This window comes from Ruegeria sp. N10 (assembly GCF_056531545.1).
In genome coordinates this window covers 178276-196138 of sequence record NZ_JBQFLY010000004.1, presented here as the reverse complement: position 1 = coordinate 196138, position 17863 = coordinate 178276, and the positions used below count along the sequence as shown (strand labels likewise).

At 56.5% G+C, this 17863-nt stretch carries 16 protein-coding genes and 1 tRNA gene; 8 read left to right on the top strand and 9 right to left on the bottom strand.

Annotation, left to right across the window (positions count from 1 at the left end; all coding sequences use genetic code 11):
* Positions 1–81: 81 nt before the first annotated feature.
* On the bottom strand, positions 82–1119 hold the full coding sequence (locus ACR0JI_RS08305; protein WP_480493404.1) for an RluA family pseudouridine synthase: 1038 nt from the start codon (positions 1117–1119) through the stop codon (positions 82–84).
* Here ACR0JI_RS08305 and ACR0JI_RS08300 point away from each other — a divergent pair.
* Entirely contained in the window at positions 1118–1420 is a 303-nt protein-coding gene (locus tag ACR0JI_RS08300; RefSeq protein WP_480493405.1) for a DUF6476 family protein, read from the top strand. The two genes, ACR0JI_RS08305 and ACR0JI_RS08300, sit on opposite strands and share 2 nt — an antisense overlap.
* A gap of 5 nt (positions 1421–1425) precedes the next feature.
* Here the strand turns inward: ACR0JI_RS08300 and ACR0JI_RS08295 are convergent, their stop codons facing one another.
* The 5 genes from ACR0JI_RS08295 to ACR0JI_RS08275 all read right to left on the bottom strand — a co-directional run bounded on the left by ACR0JI_RS08295 (position 1426) and on the right by ACR0JI_RS08275 (position 7358).
* Positions 1426–3333, bottom strand: coding sequence for an ATP-grasp fold amidoligase family protein (locus ACR0JI_RS08295; RefSeq protein ID WP_480476590.1), 1908 nt, complete (start codon positions 3331–3333; stop codon positions 1426–1428).
* A 26-nt stretch (positions 3334–3359) separates the two neighbouring features.
* On the bottom strand, positions 3360–4412 hold the full coding sequence (locus tag ACR0JI_RS08290) for a glycosyltransferase family 2 protein (RefSeq protein ID WP_480493407.1): 1053 nt from the start codon (positions 4410–4412) through the stop codon (positions 3360–3362).
* A gap of 22 nt (positions 4413–4434) precedes the next feature.
* A complete protein-coding gene (locus ACR0JI_RS08285) occupies positions 4435–5106 on the bottom strand; it encodes a class I SAM-dependent methyltransferase (protein ID WP_480493408.1) in 672 nt (223 codons plus the stop codon).
* A 94-nt stretch (positions 5107–5200) separates the two neighbouring features.
* Positions 5201–7081: a glycosyltransferase family 2 protein gene (locus tag ACR0JI_RS08280; RefSeq protein WP_480493410.1), complete on the bottom strand. Its 1881-nt coding sequence runs from the start codon at positions 7079–7081 to the stop codon at positions 5201–5203.
* A gap of 190 nt (positions 7082–7271) precedes the next feature.
* A tRNA-Leu gene (locus ACR0JI_RS08275) sits at positions 7272–7358 on the bottom strand.
* Positions 7359–7499: 141 nt separating this feature from the next.
* Here ACR0JI_RS08275 and ACR0JI_RS08270 point away from each other — a divergent pair.
* Positions 7500–8159, top strand: coding sequence for a DsbA family oxidoreductase (locus ACR0JI_RS08270; protein WP_480493412.1), 660 nt, complete (start codon positions 7500–7502; stop codon positions 8157–8159).
* Between the two features lie 41 nt (positions 8160–8200).
* Positions 8201–8857, top strand: coding sequence for a lipoyl(octanoyl) transferase LipB (gene lipB / locus ACR0JI_RS08265; protein WP_480476580.1), 657 nt, complete (start codon positions 8201–8203; stop codon positions 8855–8857).
* 492 nt (positions 8858–9349) lie between these two features.
* Here lipB and ACR0JI_RS08260 read toward each other — a convergent pair whose 3' ends face one another.
* Both ACR0JI_RS08260 and ACR0JI_RS08255 read right to left on the bottom strand, forming a co-directional pair.
* A complete protein-coding gene (locus ACR0JI_RS08260; protein WP_480493413.1) occupies positions 9350–9772 on the bottom strand; it encodes an HIT family protein in 423 nt (140 codons plus the stop codon).
* Between the two features lie 344 nt (positions 9773–10116).
* Positions 10117–10683 (bottom strand): hypothetical protein, encoded by a 567-nt coding sequence (locus ACR0JI_RS08255; RefSeq protein ID WP_480493415.1) that lies wholly within the window; start codon positions 10681–10683, stop codon positions 10117–10119.
* A 447-nt stretch (positions 10684–11130) separates the two neighbouring features.
* Between ACR0JI_RS08255 and ctaD the strand changes: the two genes are divergently transcribed.
* From ctaD to ACR0JI_RS08240, 3 genes are all read left to right on the top strand, one after another.
* Positions 11131–12789 carry a cytochrome c oxidase subunit I gene (gene ctaD / locus ACR0JI_RS08250; protein WP_267366169.1) on the top strand — a complete coding sequence of 553 codons (1659 nt, stop codon included), beginning with the start codon at positions 11131–11133 and terminating at the stop codon, positions 12787–12789.
* A gap of 122 nt (positions 12790–12911) precedes the next feature.
* Complete coding sequence (locus ACR0JI_RS08245) at positions 12912–13511, top strand: DsbA family protein (RefSeq protein WP_480493417.1); 600 nt, start codon at positions 12912–12914, stop codon at positions 13509–13511.
* A 44-nt stretch (positions 13512–13555) separates the two neighbouring features.
* On the top strand, positions 13556–14047 hold the full coding sequence (locus tag ACR0JI_RS08240; protein ID WP_209504230.1) for a DUF2244 domain-containing protein: 492 nt from the start codon (positions 13556–13558) through the stop codon (positions 14045–14047).
* 21 nt (positions 14048–14068) lie between these two features.
* On the opposite strand, the gene ACR0JI_RS08235 is transcribed toward ACR0JI_RS08240, so the two are convergent.
* The gene (locus tag ACR0JI_RS08235; protein ID WP_480493418.1) at positions 14069–14554 is read right to left on the bottom strand and encodes a GatB/YqeY domain-containing protein; all 486 of its coding nucleotides are present in this window, start codon (positions 14552–14554) and stop codon (positions 14069–14071) included.
* Between the two features lie 183 nt (positions 14555–14737).
* On the opposite strand from ACR0JI_RS08235, the gene carA reads away from it, so the two are divergent.
* Together carA and ACR0JI_RS08225 are read left to right on the top strand one after the other, a co-directional pair.
* Positions 14738–15904, top strand: coding sequence for a glutamine-hydrolyzing carbamoyl-phosphate synthase small subunit (carA, locus tag ACR0JI_RS08230; protein ID WP_480476568.1), 1167 nt, complete (start codon positions 14738–14740; stop codon positions 15902–15904).
* Between the two features lie 81 nt (positions 15905–15985).
* Positions 15986–17863 carry a glycosyltransferase gene (locus ACR0JI_RS08225; RefSeq protein WP_480493420.1) on the top strand — a complete coding sequence of 626 codons (1878 nt, stop codon included), beginning with the start codon at positions 15986–15988 and terminating at the stop codon, positions 17861–17863.

Genomic DNA, 17863 nt, shown 5'->3' with positions numbered 1-17863 from the left:
CTGTTCAAGAGGTGCTGCTAACAGTCTGAAATTAATCTTTCATGAAGGAAAGATAAGAAACTCTTACTCACAGGACTTTGCTTATTGTGTCAGCGGCGCGCGAAGCGCGGCAATCAGGTTCTCCATGTCTTGCGGCAGTTCGGCCTCAAACCGCAGGTGTTCGCCCGTCACCGGGTGCTCGAACCCCAATACGGCGGCGTGAAGCGCCTGCCGGGGAAAGTCGTACACGCATTCGGCAGCGGCGAGCGTAAACGCCCTGGTGGCCAGTTTCCGCTTGCCACCATAGATCGGATCCCCGACAAGCCCATGCCCGGCATGGGTCATATGAACACGGATCTGGTGCGTTCGCCCGGTCTCGAGCCAGCATTCGATCAGAGCAAGACCAGCAGGCGTGCCAAATGTTTCAACTACCCGCGTGCGTGTCACCGCGTGACGCCCGCCATGAAACAACACCGCCTGCCTTTGACGGTCGGTCTTGTGCCGCGCAAGCTGGGTGGTCACACGCATGATGTTTCCCGGCTCAAAGCTCACCCCTTTGACGCCTCGCAGACGGGGATCACTTGCATCCGGAACCCCGTAACACACAGCGCGGTAATAGCGTTCGACACTATGTGCTGCGAATTGTTCGGCCAGCCCGTGATGTGCGGCGTCTGATTTGGCGACCACCAGAAGACCGCTGGTTTCCTTGTCGATCCGGTGAACGATACCGGGGCGTTTCACCCCCCCAACACCTGACAAAGCCTCACCGCAATGGTGTAGCAAAGCGTTGACCAGCGTACCCCCGGGCGAGCCCGGCGCGGGGTGCACCACCATGCCTGCTGGCTTGTTGACGACGATCACGTCTGCGTCTTCGAAAACAACTTCAAGCGGGATGTCTTCTGCGCCGATGTGGCTGTCTTCAGCCTCGGCCACAGTTATGACGACCTGCGCCCCTTCGGACACTTTGGCCTTTGGGTCCTGCATCCGGGTTCCGTCGATCCAAACTGCGCCATCCTCGATCAGGCGCGCCAGCCGCGTGCGCGACAGGTTTTCACCGTCTGGCACATCCCGCGAAAGCGCCTTATCAAGGCGAGGCGGCGGATCGACCGCGATCTGAAACTCAATCTGGCGGGTGCCCATGACTGTCCCTTCCGAACCCCAAGAACCGCAGGAAACCCCGCAGCTGCGATTGCTGCGGCGGATGGTCATGCTGCTGACCGCGGTGATGATTGGCGGGGTTCTAGTGACATTCGCCCTGATTGTCATCCGCCTATCGGACCGCACACCCACCTTGCCGGATCAGATCGACTTACCCGATGGTGCGCGGGCACAGGCCCTGACCATCGGGTCCAACTGGTATGCGGTCGTGACCGACGACAACCGCGTCCTGATCTTTGACAAGACGACAGGAAAGCTGCGTCAGGAAATCGCCGTCGAGTAACCGGATCAGTTCGGGAACAGACGGGTACCGACCCAGGCCTCACCCATCTGCACATCCAGTTCGGGCGTACGCATCTTGCGTTTTCCGCCAAACGGGCAGAGCGTGATTTCGCCCAGATAAATCTTGTCGCCAATTACATAGAGGTCCACCCGCGCAAATTCGACACGTTGCCCGACGGCTTCGGCGATTGCGACCATATCGTCAAACACCTTTGGCTTGGGCTCGGTGTCATCGCTTGTCTGGAAATACAGCTCTTTCGGGATGAAGTTGAAATCCCGGTCGTGGATCATCTGCACATGTCCCCGAGAGCGGTCCCGGTCGACCTGAACAATCTGGACCTTTCCGGCGACAACCCAGAATTTCCAATCGATGATGTCCTGACCTTCAGCCGCCAGATCCTCTTCGAGGAAATAGCGCGTGTCGATCGTGGAATACCACCATTCTGCCGCCCAAAACCCGTGGGGAATGGGTTTATTGCTCCAGTTGGCAATCTTTTCCTGGGCCAGGTTGCGGTCTTCCGTGTTCATGGGCCAGGTGACCCTGTGGTTTTGCCCCTGCCCGTTATTGCATTTGAGCCAATAGCTGCCCGGCTCGAGATCGAGGTCTTCCGGCAACTCAGGCGACGATGAAACCCAATAGCGTTTCACCGGTGTAACAAGGTTCCTGGCTGGTTCTGGGATATAACTTTCCGCTGTCAACTTATCCGCCGCCGACACTTCAGGCATCTCGGCAAACAGCTTCATGACCAGCATCTTCTCAGTCACGGTCTTGGGGTTGCTCAAATCGGGTAAATAGCGCTGGTTGTTGGCAAATCTCGACAATGACATAGACATGGCATTCAACCGCAATGCGTCATTGGCATAGTGATCCCAACCTCGCTGATGACCCGATTGGGGTTTGTCATTCACCCCATAAAGCCCTTTGTCTTTTATCTTATCCAATTCAACCTGGGCCAATTTGAAGAACTGCTCAGAATTTGCGACCTGAGCTACGGACATCACGCCGTTAGTGGCTTCACTGATTTCCTCTTTGCTGATCCGCAAGTCCGGAAGCGAGTCGGGAAACTCGATGTTCTGCGGCGCGCCCCGCCCTCTGCGCGGCAAAGGTGCATTGGCAGGACTGATCCCCAAACCGCGCAGCCTTCGATCCAGAAATGAATGACGTTTTACACCCTTGGCAAGCCACCAACGCATCCGACGGCCCCAAAGATGGACGGCCTGCGTCTGATCCGTAAGGTACTTTTTTCGAAACTCCCGCGCTGGAATGTCGTTCGCCTGCCCCGTTTGCCGAAACGGCAAAGGATAAAACACCGGGGGTGGGCTAGCGTGTTCGATCTCGCCATGATGTCGCAGAAACCACGTCATGACACCGGGTCCGTAAACACTGTGAGCCTGATCCGAGGCATGAGGCAACTCACCGGCCTTTTTCTGGCGTTCCAGATTCTCGCGTTCTTCACCTTCTACCCAAGGACGGATTGGGAATGGATCAAGACTGTATTCCGTATACGCTTTCAGCGCGGGGCTGTCGGACGGCAACCGCATGATCGCATTGCAGATCGTATTGCGATTGAAGAAACCGAAAATATGATCCGCCTTCGGGATCGGCTTCAAAGAAATCACATCCGTATCGCACCAGAGAAAATCAGTTTTTTGCATCAGTTGCAGCCTGAAAATATCAGATTGCGGAACCGGTGTTTTGAACTGGTTGTTCATAATGAACCGCTGCGGTTCGTGAATTTCGTTCGCCGAAACCAGTTCGATACCTTCGGGTACATTCTCGACTTCGTCATAGTGGAACAGCACGACCCTGTGTCCGTTCGCGACAAAAGACAAAAGGCACATCTGTTCCAGAAAACTGAGAGGACCTTCCAACCAGAGCATTCCGATTGTGGGAAGAGTATTTTCCGCGGCCATATGCAGTTTCTCCGAGGGCGAGTTTGTCAGGATTCAGGCTGTTTTACGCTGGAAGACGGTTGCTTGTCTGACGAAAGACGCGCGTGCAATCCGCGGTCTTTTGCAACAAATTCTACAGCCGGCTTATTAACAAGCGTCTGGTAAAGCGCGTTGTATTCTGGCTGTTTGAGAAGGTCCTCGATCAACGCCTTGTGCCACAGGAATGCTTTTCGGTGCAGCCGTGCAAGCCGTTCGTCGGACTGAAATTCTGCCATCACCGCGTCAACGTCCTCCTTATACCTGAGGATTGTCTCATCCGTCGCGCCACCCCTGTTCCAGCGGTCCCAGTATTCCGTTCCCAGCGTCTGCGAGGAGTGGTTGGCCCGCCCACGGCTGCGCTTGGCCAAATAGGCTTGTGTGGAGCGGACCGCGTAATGATTGATCTGTGCAATCTCAAATCCAAAAGGCGGTGCAACATGGTTCCCAAAGGGTGCGGGTTCTTTCGCGTGCCCCCCGGGAACAGACCGGAATACACCTGCCTGAAACTCGGACTTGGGATGCGGGTTGTGCATACCATAGCGGAGATAGACTTCACCCTGCCGGAAAAGCGATTTGACGAACCGGCGCCCCGCCCCGCCCTGCTCATACTTCAACTCACCATCGAAAAACTGCTGCGTCACTGGCGCGTCGCGCAACACATGGCGACCGCTGTTCGAGAATATCTTCCATGGAATGGAAATGACATCCACGCCCGGTGTGGCCTCGATCAGGTCGTCCACCTTATGGTTTCCGACATGAATATTCAGAAACTCATCCGCATCGCAGACATAGACCCATTTGGCTTCTTTCACGACGGGCAAACGGCGGGCCTGCCTCAGAGCTGATCTGTGAATCCCGCCCGTTCCAACGCGGTTCCTGTGAAACTCAACATGACCCAGGGCCTCAAGACGGCGCAAAATTCTGTTCGTACCGTCCGTGCAATCGTTGGTGTAAACAATGATCCTGTCGAAACCCACAACTTTATGATGAGCCACCCATTCCAGAATGTACGGGCCCTCATTTTTCATCGCAGAGATGAGGATTTTTTCAGGCTTGTTCATCACTGCCATTCACCCCAGACGCTTAGTCGCCCTGTTTCTTGCTGTCATCTTGCGGGGTGATTTTTTCAATAGCGATCTGCGCACCAGCAATTGCCCGGATACGCAATTCACGGGGGTGTTTGCCCAGAAACTCGTTGACGGCCCGGATCACTCCGTCGCCCCACCACCCCCGGCGGTGGTAATCATCAAACGCCATGATCCCACCCGATTTGATCTTGGGAAACAACGCCTCCAGGTCCGCAGTTACTCCTTCGTAAGAATGGTCACCGTCGACATAGGCAAAAGAGATGCTCTCATCGTCAAAGAGCTTTAATGCCGGCACCGAGAAATCGCGAATGATGCCAACCTTGCCTTCCTCGATCTCTTTTTCGAAGGACGCGACGACCTTCTGGAAGATGGCTTCCATCTTTTCGTCTTCGGTCCTGCCAACAAACGCCGTTGTATGCGATTCCTCGCCAATATGTTTCCAGGGGTCGATCAGAAACAACTGACTGGGTTCAAGCAACTTCAGGATTGTCGGAGAAAACTCGCCCTGCCAGACACCGATCTCAACAGCCACCCCACCCTTGGGAAGGCGCGTCAGGAACGTACGTCGGATCGCATCTTTTGTATTCTTGCGTTTGGTTGCTTTGTCTGCGTTCGGTTTATTCTGGCTGCCGGGAAGAGCACCGATCACTCTGGGTTCGTTTGACATCTCGACCTCACTTGCAGACGGGTATTGATTTCTCGCGAAACCCGTTTTGTTTATTGGGCAATGGCTAACATGTCGTTGCTTCAAGAACCAGAAGCTATGTGTCGTTTTTGGAAAGTGGTGGCAACTTGTCGATACCAAGCCACGGAGGCTCGAGGCTTGTAACCCGATAGTCACTCGCTTTGCTCGCGAGAAAACGGTTAATCGCCGAAGACATACCGGAATAAGACCCTTTGCCCCGCCTGTAGGATGTAAAGGCGATGCTCCCGCCCGGAGCCAGAACCCTGTCGATCCGGTTCAACAGCTGCAACATGACACGCTCGGCCCGAACCCCGCGTATGATCACGACACCAACGCTTTGATCTTCAAACAGCTTCAGCATCAAAGGCGGCAGCGCCCGGTAGACCCTCAGACGCCCAGCGACGATCGGTTCTCGGAAGTACTCCAGCAATGCATAGAAGGTGCGATCCAGGGCCTGAAGTTTAGGATCTTGCGTTGTATCCTTGCAGGCGAACGTATCCCACGACAGCCCCCATGGCCCGATGATCGTCAATTGCGCAACTGCATCCAATGCAAGTATTTCTTCTACGATTTCGGTCTCGACATGCCCGATCAAAACCCAGTTCTTCTTGCCACTGATTGACCGCAAGAACCGCTGTCGCTGCTCTTTCGTTCTTTCAACCTCCGGAGACACTGGCGGCAGGAAAGATGAGTCCTTCGGATCGAACGGCAAGTCCACCTGTTTTGCATCAGTGATTAATGCATGCTGCGCCGCCGCTTCTTCGTACTCCATGGCCGTTCCCAGGGAATCCAGCCGGGTAAACCAGGGGTAGTTATTGGGTCTTGAGTTTTCAGACTTGGACATCTTGCCCAAACGCGTCCATTTCGCAACTTGCGCGAAAGAAACTTCGGGGTCTTTGTAGGTCTCCGCATCAAAGGAAAGATCGCCTTCTTCCATCACGCCCAGATCCAGCGCCTTTATATATCGCCCCCCGGCAAAATTCTTGTACCGAGTTATGAATCCCTGTGCGGCCTCTGTTTCACGTATCTCCGAGATACGGCGCTTGTGATAAGCAACAGCTTTTTCGTGCAAGTCTCCCAGAACACGATCCGCACGTAGTTCATCATACGATTTCCCAAGGCGGTCCAATTTGGAAAGGATCGATAATTCTTCAACTTTGTTGAAGCAATGCATGTGCCAATAGGCTTGTCCCGTTGCCTCCATCTTGGGATGAAACGCGGTTGTGTTTACATCCCCCCGCAGCCGCTTCATCAGATAACTCTCGATGGATCGGACGGCATAGTGGTTCATCCTGAAAAACTGCTGCCCAAAGGCCGCGCCAGTAGTGGAATGGGACCAACCATTTCGCCGCATTGCAGGTGGCAAGGGATCTCCGTCACCATCAATCCATGCAAAGCTTTCGGCCTTACCGGCGATTGGGCCACGCGGACGGTGTGTGTTGATTGCCCGATAAGACCCGTTGTTTCTGACAAGCGATTTGAAGGCACGCACATTCTGCGGCGTCACCACCCCCAACTCTGCTGCAGATGTGAATTGTTCGATCACAAACTTGTCTTCAAACTCGACAATCCCATTGTGTCCGAACATCTGCCATATCGCGGCAAAGCCATCTGCATGTGGAAAGGTGCGAAACAGATCGTCCAGCGTACCGTCCCCAACACGGATATCGAGAAATTCGTCGACATCACAAACCAGAATCCACTCGGCTTCAGCGTACCAGGGATGTTCCATAGCGTTCGCATAGGCCGACGCCTGCGGCCCATGCTTCCAGGGACCGGGGTTATCGATATGCGCCAGAAAACCCAGTTCCTCGCATCTTTTCAAAATCGCGTCAGTGCCGTCGGAGCAGTCATTCGAGTTAACGATGAAATGCGTAAACCCGATCGAAAGGTAATACGCGATCCATTCAAGGATGAACGGCCCCTCGTCTTTCATCGTTGATATGACAAGTCTCATCGCACCTACCCGCAACTACGGCCCGCAAATTCAGGACGAAGGGAAAAAACGCATCATTGCAGAGGCATGGCGCGCTTCCCGACACCTGGCTTAGTTACGGGCCACGGATATGCAATGCAAGAGAACAGACCAGAACGGCAAAGCCTGCTTCGCGTAAGCCAATTTGAATATCTCAAGATACGAGAAGATTTGGTGCGGTCGAGAAGACTCGAACTTCCACGGGAGTTACCCCACAGCGACCTCAACGCTGCGCGTCTACCAATTCCGCCACGACCGCACTGCCAGTGACTTGGTAGAGCGGCGTATAGACGTTGGCGCACGCGATGTGAAGAGGCAAAAACACACTGGTTTAAAAACCTTCGCAGCAGTCTTATCTAAGCCGATGAGCAACGCAGTTTCGATCTAGCAGGAGCCTCAGATGACCTCGACCGACACCCGCCCCATCATACAGATCGATATCGTGTCGGACGTTGTGTGCCCATGGTGTATAGTCGGGTTTCGCCAGCTTGATGTGGCATTGAAACAGCAGGGCATCCAGGCCCAAATTCGCTGGCACCCGTTCGAATTGAACCCGAACATGCCACCTGAAGGGCAGAACCTGCGGGAACACATCACTGAGAAATATGGCTCGACCCCCGAACAGAGCCAGCAGGCACGTGACAGGCTAACGGCGATCGGCGCAGAACTGGGGTTCACCTTCAACTTTCACGAAGACAGTCGGATCGTGAATACATTCAAGGCGCATCAGTTGCTGGATTGGGCCGAAAGTCAGGGCCAGCAACACCAATTGAAGCTTGCGCTTTTCGACGCATATTTCACACGGCAACAGAATGTGTCCGACGTTGAGGCTCTGCTGCAGGCCGTCACGTCTGCCGGGCTGAACCCTGATGCCGCACGTCAGGTGCTTGAGACCGGCGAACGCATCGCCTTGGTTCGAGAGAAACAGCAATTCTGGACCAGCAGGGGTATCTCAGGTGTGCCGTCCATGGTGTTTGGCGGAAAATACCTGCTGACCGGCGCGCAAGGGGCCGACACCTATTCTCGGGTGCTGCAACAGTGTTTGGCCGAAGCGGCCTGACCCCTCTTCCCCTGCCCGCTTTGGGCGGATATGAGGCCGCCATGGAATGGAAAATCACCGATGGTCTGACCAGTTATGACGAAGCGACCGCCTTTATGGAGGCGCGCGTCGCCGGGATTGCACGCGGCGACGCGGAGGAGTGCATCTGGTTACTGGAACACCCGCCGCTTTATACGGCAGGCACGTCGGCAAAGATCGAAGACCTGACCGATCCTGACCGCTTTCCGGTTTATGCAAGCAAACGCGGCGGCGAGTACACCTATCACGGGCCCGGTCAGCGTGTGGCCTATGTCATGCTGGACCTGAACAAGCGCGGGCGCGACGTGCGCCAATTCGTGAAGCAGTTGGAAAACTGGGTGATATCGGCGCTGGCTGAATTCAACGTACACGGCGAAATACGCGACGGGCGCGTTGGTGTCTGGGTGCGACGCGACGACAAACCGCTGACGGTGACCGGCAAACCGGCAGAGGACAAGATCGCGGCAATTGGCTTGCGTTTGCGAAAATGGGTCAGTTTTCACGGCATTTCAATCAATGTCGAACCGGATCTGGAGCATTTCTCGGGCATTGTTCCCTGCGGGATCAGCGAATATGGCGTGACTTCATTGGTGGATCTGGGGCTTCCGGTCACCATGAATGATCTCGATGCGGCCTTGAAGAAAACCTTCGAGGGCGTGTTTGGTGCCTCTGATTTCTGATTCTGCCTTGGCAGAGAATCAGCTTCCGCTGCGCTTGGATACAACAATATGCATGTGCGGAAGGCTCTGTTTCCGAAACACGTCGCAATTTACCAAGAACCATTCAGTTTTACGTTATTCTTTAGGCAAGTTTTAATTCTCTAGGATACACCGGTGTTGTTAACGAGTAATATGAAACTGCCAATCAAGAGTGAGTGGTATGTTAAACCGGTGATCAAGGGCTCGCCCTCGAAATCCGAGAAGTGTTTGGTTACGAGTCTGCCGTTCCGACCCCAAATCGGAACGGCAATTCATCCCCCCTTCACGCTGAAACCCGTGCTCAAGCCGCAATGGTCGGGGGCAGGCGATTTCTGCGTTGTCCAGCTATGGATCCACATGGCCTGTCCCAAGGAGGGGTTTCGGGTTTTCTTGTCTCCGGTCGCGGCGACATGCACGGGCGGATGCGGGTAATTGTCCAGATTGTCATCTCACAAAAAGACCTGAAGATATTGATTACAAAGAGATTTTTATCCTTTCCGCATGTTTGGCAATCAGGTCGAAATCACCCATTTTACCAGGTGGGCGCATCGACACCCCGTCATGACGCGGCAGGACGTGAAAATGCAGGTGGAAAACCTCCTGCCCGCCTGCGGTTTCGTTGAATTGTTGAATGGTTACACCGTCCGCGTTGAAGGCTTTCATCACTGCACGGGCCATCTTTTGAACGGTGTTCATGACCGCCGCCAGTTGGTCGGGCGTGGCATCCAGCACATTGCGGCAGGGCGTTTTGGGGATCACCAGCAAATGCCCATCGGCACGAGGCATGATGTCCATGAAGGCCAGTGTGTCGGCGTCTTCGTAAACTTTTGACGAAGGTATCTCGCCGCGCAGAATTTTGGCGAAGATGTTGTCGGGATCATAAACCATGGTTGCCATCCGTTCCTTGAGGGGCTTTTGCCCGAGTTGTGGTCCACCCGCCCCGCCGGGTCAAGCCGGGGGATTGAGCCCTGAAATGTACAAAATGTACCGGGTTTTCAGAGGGCGCTGTACGTTTTGTACACTTGGATTTGGCATGAGATCACATCATCAGAGACAGATGCGGCACGTTCCCGACAGGTGATGTCTGCCCGCGCAGCAGAGTACCGATTTCGCAACTCTTAATCGGACGTAAACTGGTTAAGTTTTTGAATACTTCATCAAGCTCAAGTCGAAGGTGCACTGTGCGGACAAATTGAGCTTTCGCTACAATTGCGCCAATGACAAATTTGCCGGCGAGTAGTTCATTTCAAGAACTGCCCAGCCGCCAACTGTTCTTCCAACTCTGGGAGCAAGTATACCTTTGCGTGTTGCTCCTCTCCTCGGCATGCACCGATCCATTCCCCACAGTATTTTGCGAGAGCTTCTTTCAGAAAAGCTATCGCGTCCTCTTGCTGCTCGATTGAGATAAAATGTTCGTCAAGAGCCACAGGCTCAAAGCGGTGGGATGGGTTATGGACGCGGCGTGACGTATGCGTTTTTGCCAATGTATCAAAATAGAGTGGCATACCAAGAGAGCCTATTACCCAAGTCGTTTCTCGCTTGGGCCCCTGATAAACGCTGGGCGGGAACGGTCTGCCTCCCTTTTGACCGATCTGAATACTCAGACCGTCCAATTTTAAAAACAAATACATTACCGCTTCCATTCCGCCAGTTCTGACAAAATTCAACGATACGTCAGGGTTTGACGTAGCGATCCGCCTGCTTTCGTGTTCATACCAGAACTCCAGACCTCCAGTTGTTCGGTAGTTCTGGGGGGTACATACGAGTTTCTTGGGTTGAGGTACGATGCGTCTATTTTGCTGAGCCATAACGCTGTTCCGATTCTCCCGTACACTGCAATTCCAGAGTTGCCTTCGAGCCCAAGTTGGCGCACTCGTTGCACCTCCGAACATATAGCGGACATTTAATCGTTATGCAGCATTCGGTAAATTGGCCTCAACACCCCCCTTCCCTGTCCTCGATCCTGCGGAGTGGGCCGACGGCAGGCGTTCACGCCTGCCGGGTCGGCTTAGGGAGGCGGTCCCATTGCGTGCGGCATGACGACAGGTACCAGATCCGCTGTATCACCAGCCCCCCCCGAACGCTCAGATCCCGGCTTCTCGAACACCCGTTTTCAAGGGGGGTGCGGCCATTTATCTTGATCCAGATCAAACTCGGCCATTGAAGGTCGCCCCTACGCATTCTAAAACCAGCAGGAATCCCGCGCGTTGGAGAGGTCCGGCTGCGCGGTGTAGTTGCAACAGGAGGCACCTATAATGGCAGACGCAGCCATTCATGGTCACGACCATGAAGACCAGCGCAGCTTTTTCCAGCGCTGGTTCATGTCGACCAACCACAAGGACATCGGGATTCTGTACCTGATCGTTTCGGCTCTGGCCGGTCTGATCTCGGTTCTGATGACCGTTTACATGCGGCTTGAACTGATGCACCCCGGTGTTCAGTACATGTGCCTGGAAGGCTTCATGGCCGACCCGTGTACGCCCAACGGGCATCTGTGGAACGTGATGATCACCTATCACGGTGTTCTGATGATGTTCTTTGTTGTCATCCCTGCCCTGTTCGGCGGATTTGGCAACTATTTCATGCCGTTGCAGATCGGCGCGCCGGATATGGCGTTCCCGCGGATGAACAACCTGTCCTTCTGGCTTTATGTTGCCGGTACCTCGCTGGGCGTCGCCTCGCTGCTGAGCCCGGGTGGTAACGATCAGATGGGTTCGGGCGTGGGCTGGGTTCTGTACCCGCCGCTGTCCACGACCGAGGGCGGCATGTCCATGGACCTTGCGATCTTTGCCGTGCACGTATCGGGCGCCTCCTCGATCCTCGGCGCGATCAACATGATCACCACCTTCCTGAACATGCGTGCCCCCGGCATGACCCTGTTCAAGGTGCCGCTGTTCAGCTGGTCGATCTTCGTCACCTCGTGGCTGATTCTGCTGTCGCTGCCGGTTCTGGCGGGCGCAATCACCATGTTGCTGATGGACCGCAACTTTGGCTTTACCTTCTTTGATCCGGCCGGTGGCGGTGACCCGATCCTGTATCAGCACATCCTGTGGTTCTTTGGCCACCCGGAAGTGTATATCGTGATCCTGCCCGGTTTCGGCATCATCAGCCATGTCATCGCGACCTTCTCGCGCAAGCCGATCTTTGGCTATCTGCCGATGGTCTGGGCGATTATCGCAATCGGTGTGCTGGGCTTTGTCGTGTGGGCGCACCACATGTACACCGTTGGCATGTCGCTGCGTCAGCAGGCCTATTTCATGCTGGCCACGATGGTCATCGCGGTTCCGACGGGCGTTAAGGTCTTCTCGTGGATCGCGACCATGTGGGGCGGTTCCATCGAGTTCAAGACACCCATGCTGTTTGCCTTCGGCTTCCTGTTCCTGTTCACCGTTGGCGGTGTGACCGGTGTGGTGCTGTCGCAGGCTGGCGTGGACCGTGCCTATCACGACACCTACTATGTGGTGGCACACTTCCACTATGTGATGAGCTTGGGTGCTGTCTTTGCGATCTTTGCGGGGATGTATTTCTACTTCGCAAAAATGACCGGTCGCCAGTATTCCGAGTTCTGGGGCAAGGTTCACTTCTGGATGTTCTTCATCGGCGCCAACCTGACCTTCTTCCCGCAGCACTTCCTGGGTCGTCAGGGCATGCCGCGCCGCTACATCGACTATCCCGAAGCGTTCGCGCAGTGGAACTATGTTTCGTCGATTGGTGCGTTCATCTCGTTCGCCTCGTTCCTGCTGTTCTTCGGCATCGTGATCTACGCCCTGCTGCGTGGCGCACGCGAGACCCGGCCCAACTACTGGAACGAGTATGCCGATACGCTGGAATGGACCCTGCCCACCCCGCCGCCCGAGCACACGTTCGAGCAACTGCCCAAGCAGGAAGACTGGGACAAGGGCCACGCGCACTGATCCCGATCTGAACCAAGAAAACCCCGCCCACGTGGCGGGGTTTTTCTTTGCCCTCACCCCGCGTTCGCCAACTGCCCCGAAATCGGCTATGATGTGCGGACGGAACAGTCGGAGGGTCGGCAATGCCCGAGATCGACTTTTGGTATTCCATTGGCAGCACGTACAGCTTCCTGACCGTGATGCGTCTGGACGAATGGTGTGCCCAGCACGACGCCACGGTGAACTGGCGCCCGTTCAATGTGCGCACGGTGATGTCGGCCCAGCAGAACATCCCTTTTGCCGGAAAGCCTGTGAAATCGGCTTACATGTGGCGCGATATCGAACGCCGCTGTGCCAAGTACCACATCCACGCCAACCTGCCCGCGCCCTATCCGATTTCCAATCTGGCATTGGCCAATCAGGTTGCGGTGCTTGGGATGAAGGATGGCTGGGGCGTGACGTTCACCCAAACGCTCTATCGCATCTGGTTCGAGGAAGGGGTGGAAGCCGGTCGCGAAAGTGCGCTGTCCGAGGCGCTTTTGCGGTGTCAGCAGGACCCCCGACTGACCCTGGCGCGCGCGCAAGGCGACGACATTGTCGCAGCCCTTGAGGCGGAAACCGAAACCGCCGTCAAACTGGGTGTTTTCGGCGCCCCCAGCTTTGTTGTCCGGCAGGAGGTGTTCTGGGGTGACGATCGTCTGGATGACGCCCTATCCTGGTCTCGGGTCGGCCACGTCGTCTGATCAAAACCCGTCGACATGAGGCCGCGCTGCGCTATGTTCGCGGTATGCCCTACACGTGGAATCAGACCTCGGAAACCGAACAGGAACTGCGGCTTTGGCCGCATAACTCGCTGCCTCCGCGAGGGGCGATGATCACGATATTGTCGGTGTTCCTGTTTGGCCTGATCCCATTGCTGGCCACGCTTGGTTCCGTGATCCTGTGGGGGCTGCTGCCGTTTCTGCTGATCACTGTGCTGGGGCTGTGGCTGGCCATCAAGACCAACTACCGCGCCCGCAGTGTTTTCGAGGTTCTGACCCTGTCGGGCACACATGCGCGGCTGGTGCACCACACCCCCGGCAAAGAGCAGCACGAATGGTCTTGCAACCGCTATTGGGCGCGACCGGCGATGCACGAGAAAGGCGGCCCGGTGCCGCATTATGTCACCCTTGTCGGAGACGGGCGCGAGGTCGAAATCGGGGCGTTTCTGTCCGAAGATGAACGGATCACGCTTTATGACGAGCTGGTCCTAAGACTGCGCGAGCCGGTCGCGCAGTAGCAATTCACAGGGCCTAGTGCCTCAGCAATCGCCGTTTGAGGCTGCGCACAGGTGATCCTTGACCATCGGGCCGACCTTGCCGAAATCCATCCGGCCGGTATAGCGCGTCTTCAACTCGCCCATCACCTTGCCCATATCGCGGATCGAACCCGCGCCGGTTGCCGTGATGGCGGTTTGAATGGCCCTGCTGACCTCATCGTCATCCAGCTGTTTGGGTAGAAATTCCTCGATCACCTCGACTTCGCGAATCTCGCGTTCGGCCAGATCCAGGCGACCGCCCTCTTCGTAGGCGCGTGCGCTTTCCTTGCGCTGCTTGGTCATTTTTCCAAGGATTTCAAGAACCTCTGCGTCGCTGCATCCCTTTGCTTCTTCATTGTCGGACGCACGTGCCGCGATGTCGCGGTCTTTGATGGCGGCGTTGATCAACCGCAGCGTTGACAGACGCTCGGCTGCTTTGTCTTTCATTGCTTGCTTCAGGGCTGCATTCACCCGTGATCGCATATCCATTTGGCTTGTCCATCCCCATGACAAAGGAACCCCGACCATATCGAAACAAAAAGCCTGACACAACCGCGGGTGAATACAGTTAACCCATTGAAAAACAACAATAGCCTAAAAATTGAACAGACTTGACCCAGACGCGCAACCCCCTTAGGTATGCGCCGATTTACCCTACAGGAGAGTCGCGCCATGGCCCCGAATGCCCCGTCCAAGCCCACCGCATGTCTGGCTTTGGCCGATGGAACCCTGTTTTACGGCGCAGGCTTCGGTGCGACCGGGCAAACTGTGGCCGAGCTGTGCTTTAACACGGCGATGACCGGATATCAGGAGATCATGACCGACCCGTCTTATGCCGGGCAGATCGTGACCTTTACATTCCCTCATATCGGCAATGTCGGTGTGAACCCCGAGGATGACGAAACCGGTGATCCGGTCGCGGCAGGCATGGTTGTGAAATGGGATCCGACCGAGCCATCAAACTGGCGCTCGACCGAGGAACTCAAGGGCTGGCTGGCGCGCCGGGGGCGCATCGCCATCGGTGGTGTCGATACCCGCCGCCTGACCCGTGCCATCCGGCAGCAGGGCGCCCCGCATGTGGCGCTGGCCCATGATCCCGAGGGAAACTTCGACATTGGGGCGCTGGTGGCTGCCGCGCGCGGCTTTGCCGGGCTGGAGGGCATGGACCTGGCCAAGGATGTCACCTGCGCACAAAGCTATCGCTGGGATGAGATGCGGTGGGCCTGGCCGGATGGGTACCAGCGTCAGAAGGCCCCCGCCCACAAGGTTGTTGCCATTGACTATGGCGCCAAGCGCAACATCCTGCGCTGCCTCGCATCTGCTGGATGTGACGTTACCGTTCTGCCCGCGACTGCGACCGCAGCCGACGTGCTGGCACATCAGCCTGACGGTGTGTTCCTGTCGAACGGTCCCGGCGATCCGGCAGCAACAGGCGAATACGCTGTTCCAATGATCAAAGAGATTCTGGAGACGACAGACCTGCCTGTGTTCGGCATCTGCCTTGGACACCAGATGCTGGCGCTGGCGCTGGGTGGTCAGACGGTCAAGATGAACCACGGCCACCATGGCGCGAACCACCCGGTCAAGGATCTGGACACCGGCAGGGTCGAGATCACCTCGATGAACCACGGTTTTGCCGTCGATGCGCAATCCCTGCCTGATGGCGTCGTGGAAACTCACCGGTCGCTGTTTGACGGCTCGAACTGCGGTATCCGCATGGCGGACCGGCCGGTCTATTCGGTGCAGTACCACCCCGAGGCATCGCCCGGACCGCAGGACAGTTTCTATCTGTTCGAGCGCTTCGCCGAGGCGATGGAAAAGAAGAAAATACAGGCATAACTGCCTGTCTGTGCAGCGTTAACCGGGCGTTAACCTTGATCGAACAACCCTGAGCGCAGGTAACTGCGCCAGGGTTTTGTTATGGCTGAGCTTGATCTTCTGGATTTCACGTCCGCCGCACCGATCCCCGCGCCCGGGTATCGGAAACCACTGGGCACCTGCCTGCTGGAAACCGGAGCCATCACCCGATCCCAGCTGGACCATGCGCTGAGCCAGCAAACCAGACAGAACGCACCGCTGGGAGAGATACTGGTCGGCGAAGGCTATGCCACCCGGAAGGACGTGTTGAGCGCGCTGTCCGCGCAATCCGGCTGGCAGATTGCAGATCTTGAACAAATCCCGCCGATGCCGGAACTGAGCGGGCTGATGCCGGTCGACTTCTGGCTGCAACACAATGTCATCCCCTGGATGCGGATTGGCCCCCTTGTTCTGGTGGCCACGGCCCGGCCCGACCGGTTCGCAACCGTGACCGCCGAAATGCGCGAATGCGATTATGCCGTGATCCCGGTGCTGGCGGCATCCGATCAGATCGACCGCACGATTGCACGGCAATTCTCGGGGTCTTTGGCCAGATCGGCGGAAACGCGGGTTGATCCCGCGCAAAGCTGCCGCAACTGGACCCTCAGGTCGCGCGTAGGGCCGTCGGTGGCCCTGTTGTGTGTGCTGGGGCTGTTTGCCTTGTTCCCGGCGTTTGGCCTGCTGGCGGTGCTGGGCATGGCTGTGGGAACTCTGGTGCTTTTTGCAGTCTTTCGGACGGCTGGCACGCTGGCTTATCTTTGGCATCGTCTGAGAACGCAGCCGGACCACACCGAAGCTGCCATCACATTGCGGCAGCCCTGCGTGTCGATCATGGTGCCATTGTACAAGGAGCGCGAGATTGCAAACGCTCTGGTGCACAGGCTACAGCGGCTGACCTATCCCAAAGCGTTGCTGGATGTCATCCTTGTGCTTGAGGAAAAGGATGACGTGACGCGCAATGCCCTTGCGCAGGTGAGCCTGCCCAGTTGGATGCGCATCGTCGAGGTGCCCGAGCTGAACGGGCTGACCACCAAGCCGCGCGCCATGAATTACGCGCTGGATTTCTGCCGGGGCGACTTCGTCGGCGTCTGGGACGCGGAAGACGCCCCACAACCGGATCAGATTGAGCGCGTGGTGGCGCATTTCACCCAGGCCGCGCCGGATGTTGTGTGCCTGCAAGGGGTTCTGGATTACTACAACCCGCGCAGCAACTGGCGGTCGCGCTGCTTTACCATCGAATACAACAGCTGGTTCCGCGTGATCCTGCCGGGGATCGCCCGCATGGGCCTGGTGGTGCCGCTTGGGGGCACCACGTTCTTTTTCCGTCGCGACAAGCTGTTGGAACTGGGCGGCTGGGATGCCCATAACGTCACCGAGGATGCTGATCTGGGCGTAAGGCTGTGCCGGGCCGGGTACCGGACCGAAATGGTGGATACCACAACATATGAGGAGGCGAATTTCCGGGCGTGGCCCTGGGTCAAACAGCGCTCGCGCTGGCTCAAGGGGTTCATGGTCACGTATCTGGTGCATATGCGCAGCCCGCGAAAACTGTGGCGTGACCTTGGTGCCGCTAAATTTCTGGGCCTTCAGGCGTTCTTTTTGGGCACGTTGGGGCAATTTCTGCTGGCGCCCGTTCTCTGGGTATTCTGGCTGTCAAGCCTGGGGCTGGCCAATCCGATGGATGATATCGTGCCGCATTCAACCTCTACCGCGCTGATCGTGCTGTTTTTGATGGCAGAGGGACTGAGTATCGGTGTTGGCCTGATCGCCGTATCCGCGCGCGAGCGGCGGTTTCTTTTGCCTTGGGTTCCGACGATGTTTCTGTATTTCCCGCTAGGCGTGATTGCCGGTTACAAGGCGTTGTGGGAATTGGCGACCAACCCGTTTTTCTGGGACAAGACCCAGCACGGACAGGCCAGCGAAGACGAGCCGCTGACCTGA

What these genes read in the sequence shown, in the direction of transcription:
- carA (WP_480476568.1), top strand. Translation starts at nt 14,738, where the DNA reads ATGGCCCCGAATGCCCCGTCCAAGCCCACCGCATGTCTGGCTTTGGCC.
- ACR0JI_RS08245 (WP_480493417.1), top strand. Translation starts at nt 12,912, where the DNA reads ATGCCCGAGATCGACTTTTGGTATTCCATTGGCAGCACGTACAGCTTC.
- ACR0JI_RS08255 (WP_480493415.1), bottom strand. Translation starts at nt 10,683, where the DNA reads ATGGCTCAGCAAAATAGACGCATCGTACCTCAACCCAAGAAACTCGTA.
- lipB (WP_480476580.1), top strand. Translation starts at nt 8,201, where the DNA reads ATGGAATGGAAAATCACCGATGGTCTGACCAGTTATGACGAAGCGACC.
- ACR0JI_RS08235 (WP_480493418.1), bottom strand. Translation starts at nt 14,554, where the DNA reads ATGGATATGCGATCACGGGTGAATGCAGCCCTGAAGCAAGCAATGAAA.
- ctaD (WP_267366169.1), top strand. Translation starts at nt 11,131, where the DNA reads ATGGCAGACGCAGCCATTCATGGTCACGACCATGAAGACCAGCGCAGC.
- ACR0JI_RS08260 (WP_480493413.1), bottom strand. Translation starts at nt 9,772, where the DNA reads ATGGCAACCATGGTTTATGATCCCGACAACATCTTCGCCAAAATTCTG.
- ACR0JI_RS08280 (WP_480493410.1), bottom strand. Translation starts at nt 7,081, where the DNA reads ATGAGACTTGTCATATCAACGATGAAAGACGAGGGGCCGTTCATCCTT.
- ACR0JI_RS08305 (WP_480493404.1), bottom strand. Translation starts at nt 1,119, where the DNA reads ATGGGCACCCGCCAGATTGAGTTTCAGATCGCGGTCGATCCGCCGCCT.
- ACR0JI_RS08300 (WP_480493405.1), top strand. Translation starts at nt 1,118, where the DNA reads ATGACTGTCCCTTCCGAACCCCAAGAACCGCAGGAAACCCCGCAGCTG.
- ACR0JI_RS08290 (WP_480493407.1), bottom strand. Translation starts at nt 4,412, where the DNA reads ATGAACAAGCCTGAAAAAATCCTCATCTCTGCGATGAAAAATGAGGGC.
- ACR0JI_RS08285 (WP_480493408.1), bottom strand. Translation starts at nt 5,106, where the DNA reads ATGTCAAACGAACCCAGAGTGATCGGTGCTCTTCCCGGCAGCCAGAAT.
- ACR0JI_RS08225 (WP_480493420.1), top strand. Translation starts at nt 15,986, where the DNA reads ATGGCTGAGCTTGATCTTCTGGATTTCACGTCCGCCGCACCGATCCCC.
- ACR0JI_RS08240 (WP_209504230.1), top strand. Translation starts at nt 13,556, where the DNA reads ATGCCCTACACGTGGAATCAGACCTCGGAAACCGAACAGGAACTGCGG.
- ACR0JI_RS08295 (WP_480476590.1), bottom strand. Translation starts at nt 3,333, where the DNA reads ATGGCCGCGGAAAATACTCTTCCCACAATCGGAATGCTCTGGTTGGAA.
- ACR0JI_RS08270 (WP_480493412.1), top strand. Translation starts at nt 7,500, where the DNA reads ATGACCTCGACCGACACCCGCCCCATCATACAGATCGATATCGTGTCG.